At 65.4% G+C, this 6,178-nt stretch carries 6 protein-coding genes; 1 reads left to right on the plus strand and 5 read right to left on the minus strand.

Translation table 11 applies throughout. From position 1 onward, the window contains the following. From FVW27_RS05805 to FVW27_RS05825, 5 genes are all read right to left on the minus strand, one after another. Positions 1–744 (minus strand): hypothetical protein (locus FVW27_RS05805; RefSeq protein WP_167123520.1); only part of this gene is annotated, 744 nt, incomplete at its 3' end. Continuing rightward, positions 741–965, minus strand: coding sequence for a hypothetical protein (locus FVW27_RS05810; RefSeq protein WP_155860552.1), 225 nt, complete (start codon positions 963–965; stop codon positions 741–743). The genes FVW27_RS05805 and FVW27_RS05810, both read right to left, overlap by 4 nt. A gap of 146 nt (positions 966–1,111) precedes the next feature. Next, on the minus strand, positions 1,112–1,717 hold the full coding sequence (locus tag FVW27_RS05815; RefSeq protein WP_015945977.1) for a DUF4881 domain-containing protein: 606 nt from the start codon (positions 1,715–1,717) through the stop codon (positions 1,112–1,114). A 31-nt stretch (positions 1,718–1,748) separates the two neighbouring features. Then, entirely contained in the window at positions 1,749–2,801 is a 1,053-nt protein-coding gene (locus FVW27_RS05820; protein ID WP_167123522.1) for a sulfite exporter TauE/SafE family protein, read from the minus strand. A 28-nt stretch (positions 2,802–2,829) separates the two neighbouring features. Further along, entirely contained in the window at positions 2,830–3,123 is a 294-nt protein-coding gene (locus FVW27_RS05825; RefSeq protein ID WP_167123524.1) for a DVU0150 family protein, read from the minus strand. Between the two features lie 559 nt (positions 3,124–3,682). Here FVW27_RS05825 and FVW27_RS05830 point away from each other — a divergent pair. After that, the coding region (locus tag FVW27_RS05830) for a sigma 54-interacting transcriptional regulator (protein WP_167123526.1) at positions 3,683–6,178 on the plus strand (2,496 nt) is incomplete at its 3' end.

Genomic DNA, 6,178 nt, shown 5'->3' on the forward strand with positions numbered 1-6,178 from the left:
CACACAGTCGCGCGCGGTGCATTCCACAACCCGCGCCTCGCCCACCGGGCTGCCGTCGGGGCGGTGGATGCGGCAGCGCATGCCGGGACTGACCCCGTGCTGCACGCCAAGGCCGAAGGTGACGTCCTTGCCGCCGCCGTCGGGCGCGGGCAGCAGCTTGTAGATTTCGGCGCTGCGCTCTGCCAGCAGGGCCCGGCCCCAGGCCCGGCCCAGCATGAAGTTGCCCAGCCCCGCCAGCAGGGCGAAGGGCAGCACCAGCGCGGACAGGCCGAAGGGGTTGATGCCGAACCAGCGGGTAAGCCGTTCAGGCGCATTGGCCTTCATGGTGGCCTCGTCGGGCCACACCACCACCGCAAAGATCAGCGTGGGGTTCTGCTTTTCGCCGTACTTGTCGTGCACGCGGATGACGTATTCGCCCGAGGCGGGGCTGGTCCCCACCTTGATGGCGCCGCGCCACATCTTTCCGCCCAGCCAGTAGCCGGAATAGATTTCATAGGGCACAAGGCGCACCTGCTTGTCGTCCGTGCCGCCCTCGATGACCATGTCCTCTATGGTTTCGGTCTGGGGCGGCAGGGGTCCGCTTACCGGATATTCGCCGCCGGGCAGCGCGTCGGTGCGGTTGAAGCCCTGCTGCATCCTGCCCACCAGCCCGTCCACCAGGCTGAGCGCGCAGACCAGCAGCAGCAGCAGCGCCACCTTTCCGGAACGCCGATGCAGGCGCGCCAGATGCACCGATCTGGTCACGCCTGGCCCCGGGCGCGCAGCCAGCGCTTGGCGCACCAGCCCAGCACCAGCGAGGGAACCAGCACCGCAAAGAACGTCTTGAAGAACACCGGGGTGAATTCGTCCGGCACGAACGAGGCACGGTACATGCCCGCGCACACCGCCGCGATGGCCAGCAGGTTCATGGTCAGCACCAGCAGCTTGTGGGCCACGGTGGTTGCGTAATCCATCTGGTCTTCCACGGTGTTGCTCCTTGTCTTGATGTCCGCCGGGCTTCTTCCGCCCGTTCCGGCCCGCCATCGCGTCATCCATACATGGCCTTGCGCGGTGATGGCGGGGCGGAAGGGGGGGAAGGGGCGGGGCTGTTGCCAGCCCCGCCGCCCTCTGGCTACTTCTTGAAGATGTCGGTCTTGGTGATGTTCATGAAGCGCAGGGACACGCCCTCGGCCTTGTAGTACACGCGCACTTCGTCACCGGCGTCCCAGGTGGAATCGGGCAGGGCGAAGTATTCGTCAGGCATCGAGATGGTGCACAGCATCTTCTGGCGACCGGAGTAGATGGTCACGGTCTTCTTGTCGCGGTCAACCATGGGGAACTTCTTCGCGGTTTCCGTGGCCTTGTCGTACACCAGCGGATGGTTGCGGTCGATGTTCTCCTGCAGGTCCACCATCTTGAACGTGATGTCTTCGAACGCCTGGGTCTTGGTGTTGAAGATACGGATGATGTTGGCCTTGGTATCCAGCTTCATGCGCTGACCGGCCTTGGGCTCCGGCCCCATTTCGGCGGGATCCACGGGCAGCTTGTAGGTGTGCGGGGGCAGGATGGAGTAGTCCGGGTTCAGCGGCTCCATGGCCTTGTCCTGGATCAGGGTGACGGTTTTCGCGTTCTTGTCGTATGCGATCACCCGGCCCTGGTCCACCTTGCCGTATTCACCGCAGCCCACCAGGCCGAGGGGCAGCGCCACGACGAGCAGCATCAGCAGAAAGCGTCTCATATGTTTTCTCCTTCTCTCGTGCGCGGCGCGGCTAGGCAGCCTTCTTGCGGGCCAGTTCCATCTTCACGCCCTGAATCATGCGGACGAAGATGTACAGCGACATACAGGACACCAGGCCCAGCACCAGCACGGTGGCGCCAGTGTCGAGCACGCTCTTGAACTGGGGCAGCCAGGGCTGGACGAGCTTCATCAGGATCGAGAGGGCGCAGCCGACAACGGCGAGGCCGAAGGCGATGCGGATGCCGTAACCCTTGATGTACTTGGTGGCCACGGCGCCAACCTGCGCGCCCACGGAAGCGCCCACCAGCATGATCATGGCGGCCACGAGTTCGGTGCGGCCCTTGTAGGTGTAGGTGGCGGCGCCGTACAGGCCGGAGATCATGACTTCGAACAGGTCGGTGCCGACGGCCACGTGGGTCGGGCAGCCGATGAGGTAGATGAGGGCGGGCATGCGGATGAGGCCGCCGCCGATGCCCAGGATGCCCGCCAGCCAGCCGGTGGCGAAGCTGACGACGATGGGCAGCCACGCGGAGCAGTACACGCCCGCTTCCTTCAGGTGCACCATGGGGGGAATCTTGATCTTGTGCAGGGCCTTGTGCCATTCGACGCCGGTTGCGCCGGCGGCAAGCTTTTCACCCTTTGCTGCGGCTTCACGTTCCTTTTCGCGGCGCTTGGCCACGTCGTGGAAGACCATCCAGGCAATGGCGGCCAGCAGCGCGATGTAGATCCAGCGCACCACCTTTTCGACGTTGCCTATCCGTTCCAGCCACATGACCATCTGTGCGCCCACTTCGAAGCCCACGACGGTACCCACCAGCATGATCATCCCCAGCTTGTAGTCCACGTTGCCGAACTTGCCGTGGCGCATGGTGGAGATGAGCGACTTGCCCGCCATGTGGGCGATGTCCGTCCCGATGGCGAAGGCCATGGGGAAGCCGAGGATGTTCAGGCCGGGGGTAACCATCCAGGCGCCGCCCATGCCGAAGAAGCCGCCGATGATGCCGACGCCCACGCCGAGAATGATCAGGCCGGGCCAGAAGATCTTAACGCCCGCGATGGGCATGAGGATATAGAGCCATTCCATCGTTGTTCTCCTTTGGTGCGGGCGCGGCCTAGTGCTCGGCCAGTTCGCGGGACTTCAGGTCGATGCCGATCCAGTTCATCACGATGTCGGCAAGCACGCCGAAGAGCACGCCCACCAGCGGGATCAGGATGATGGTAAGCGTGGTGAACTGGACATGACTCTCGTTGTACAGGTTGGCCCACCAGGCCATCACGCCGTCCAGCTTGCGGGTGTCGGCCACGATGACCACGGGTGCGCCACCGCCGCCAGCGGCCAGCGCCAGGCCGGGAATGGCCAGCACGAACGTCAGCAGCGACATGAACAGCGTCTTGATCTTTCTCATGTGCATCCTCCAGGTTGCGGGCAGCCCTGCCGCCCTTTTCGGCTACCGCCTCCGGCCCGTCCTCGCGTCTTGCGATCCCGTCCGGCGTCGGAGCCCGCCTTTGCGTCCACCCGCACCCCCCCTTGGAGTGCGGTTTTGGTCCCATGCATTGCGCGGTTGATGCCGCGCGATCATGAGATAGCAATCCGCGTGCCAGACAATTTAATACTCCGATTTTTAAGAAATAATTTCACTTCGCGCAAGTTGCGCTTGCACGATTGCGCAAAGCCTTGTACATAATTTCTCAACCGTCGCACAAAAAAAGGGCACCCCGCTCCCGCCAATCACCCCCTTTCGTGACGCATGTTGCGAAAGGCGCGGGAAGCGCCATACACAAGGGTGTACGCATCATGCGAATGCAGTGGGCATACACGGCGCAGCGGTTGTAAACGGACCGCACGCCGCCAGGAACATGCCCGCCCCGGAAACATGAGATAACGAACCTTGTCGGAAGCGGGCGTTCCGGCGCCCGGTCCTCATATGGGCGACCTCCGCCCCACACCCCTGGCACGGAGAAGGCATGCGCTACTACAGGCCGCCGCTGTTCGGCACGCTGTTCCGACTGGAAGGCAATTTCTCGGAATGGAGCATCGCCAAACGGCTGCTCTTCGCGGCGTTGCCCGCGTTCATGCTGCTGCTGGTCATCAGCGGAATGATCTCCCACCGCATTTCCCAGAACTTCCTGCACGACGCGCTGGGGCGCAGCTCGCTGCTGGCCACCCTGTCACAGGCCCACGAGATGGAGCAGGTGCTTCAGCAGGCCCGGCGCGAACTGCTCTACCTTGCCCGCACCGACATTTCCTCCGCCTCTCTGGCCCACCACCTGCGCACCCGCGCCGAGACCATGGGCACCCTGTACCGCGAAATCGCCTATCAGGGCTCCACGCCGGACAACCGCCTGTTGTTGCTGAACACCGGCCGCGACGTGTGGATGGTGCCGCTGGAGCAGGCCCTGGCCACCCGTTTCGGCCCGCTGACCCGCCAGAACACGCAGGAGCCCAAGCCCGGCTTCGTGCGCATTTCCGCCCCCACCGAGGTGGTCTACCCCTCCGTGCCCACGGCGGGCACCGTGCAGGGGCTGTCCATGCACGTACTGCGGCTGACCACGCCCGTGCTGGACGCCGCGGGCAACCAGACCGGCCTGCTCACCCTGTCGGTGGACATGCTGGCCCTGCGCAACGTGCTGTCGGTGTACGCATCGCGCCGCTCCCCGCTGTACATTTTTCCGGAAGAGACGGAGAAGCACCGCAGCTTCTTCTTCGACGCGCACGGCTGGATCCTGTTCCAGTCGGAATCGCCGGAACATCCCAACCTGGACCTGTCCACCGACACGGTGCGCTCGGGCATGCGCGGCGATTTCGGACGCCCCGGCTTCGAGGCGGCCTTTCGCCCCAACCCGGAGCAGGAACGGTACTGGGGCATGGTGACGGAGGTGCAGTCCGGCAATTCCGGGCAGAGCCGCCTGGGCACCATGCTGGAAGACCCCTCGCCCATGAACCGCGCCTTCTACATAAGCTACGCACCGGTCACCTTCAGCGAAGGCCCCGGCGCCAGCACCGTGGTGGTGGGCGGCATCGCCTATACCGACACCAGTTTCCTGGCCATGGCCGCGTCCTACAAACTGTACGGGGCGCTGTTCGTGTTCGGGCTGTGTGCCAGCGCCGTTGCCGCGTTCATCCTGGGCATGCTGGGACGCGGCATTGCCGGTCCGTTGCACCGCATTGCCGAGGAAACCAGCGTCAAACTGGAATCGGGCGACCTTGCCCCCATAGATCTGGGCCGGGTGCACCCCGAGGCGGAAGCCCTGTGCCACACCACCAACGAAATGCTGGCCGCCTTGCAGGCGCGCAACGAAGAACTGCGCCTGCGCGAAGAACACATCCAGTCCACCCGGCGGCGTCAGCGGGTATGTCTGGACACGGAAATCGCGCAACAGCAGCCGCAAAGCCAGCTTTCGCCGCAGGACACCATGCCCGGCATCGTGGGCACCAGCGAATCGGTTCGCAACCTGCGCGGCATGATCCGCAAGGCCGCCGGAGTGGAGGCCGACGTGCTGATCATCGGCGAGACGGGCACAGGCAAGGAACTGGCCGCCGAGGCCATCCACATGACCAGCGACCGCGCGGAAGGGCCGTTCATCTCCATCAATTGCGGCGCGCTGGACGAAAACCTGTTGCTGGACGCCCTGTTCGGGCACGTGAAGGGGGCCTTTTCCGAGGCGCGAGGAGAGCGCAAGGGCGCCTTCGTGGCCGCCGACGGTGGCACGCTGCACCTCGACGAAATCGGCAACGCCTCGCCCAAGGTGCAGCAGGCCCTGCTGCGCGCCCTGTCGGTGCGGCGCATCCGGCCCCTGGGCAGTGACGACGAATTGCCCTTCGACGCGCGCATCATAGCCGCCACCAACGTGGACCTGAAGGAATGCGCCCGCCAGGGCACCTTCCGCGAAGACCTGTACTACCGGCTGGCGGTAATCACCATCAACACGCCCCCCCTGCGCGACCGGCGCGAGGACATCCCCGCCCTGGCCGACTATTTCCTGAAGCAGGCCGCGCAAACCCTGAAGCGCCCTGCCATGGGCCTTTCGCGCGGGGCGCTGGAAAAGCTGCTGGCCTACGCCTGGCCGGGCAACGTGCGCGAGGTGAAGAACTGCATCACCCGCGCCGTGGCCTTTGCCGAAGGGGACACCCTGTACGCCGAAGACCTGCGCTTTGGCGCGGAACTGGACCCCACCCTGTCGCACGGAGCACTGCTGCCGCCCAGTCCCGCCACCGCGCATACCGGGCAGCCCACCCACCCGCAGGGCGCCATGCCCCAGGGGCACGGCCAGCCCGTCGCGCCCTACCCCGGCGACGGTGCGACCTATGCCGTCCCGTACGGCACCCCGACACCGCAAGGCATGCCCGGCGCATCCGTTGGCGCGCCCATGTCCGCGCAGACGGGGGGGACCATGTACGACCCGGTCAGCGGGCGCATCGTGGCCACCGGGTCCGGCAACGGCGGGCAGGACTGGTCGGAC

Origin of the sequence: Nitratidesulfovibrio liaohensis (assembly GCF_011682075.1) — a bacterium.
GTDB classification, from domain to species: domain Bacteria; phylum Desulfobacterota; class Desulfovibrionia; order Desulfovibrionales; family Desulfovibrionaceae; genus Cupidesulfovibrio; species Cupidesulfovibrio liaohensis.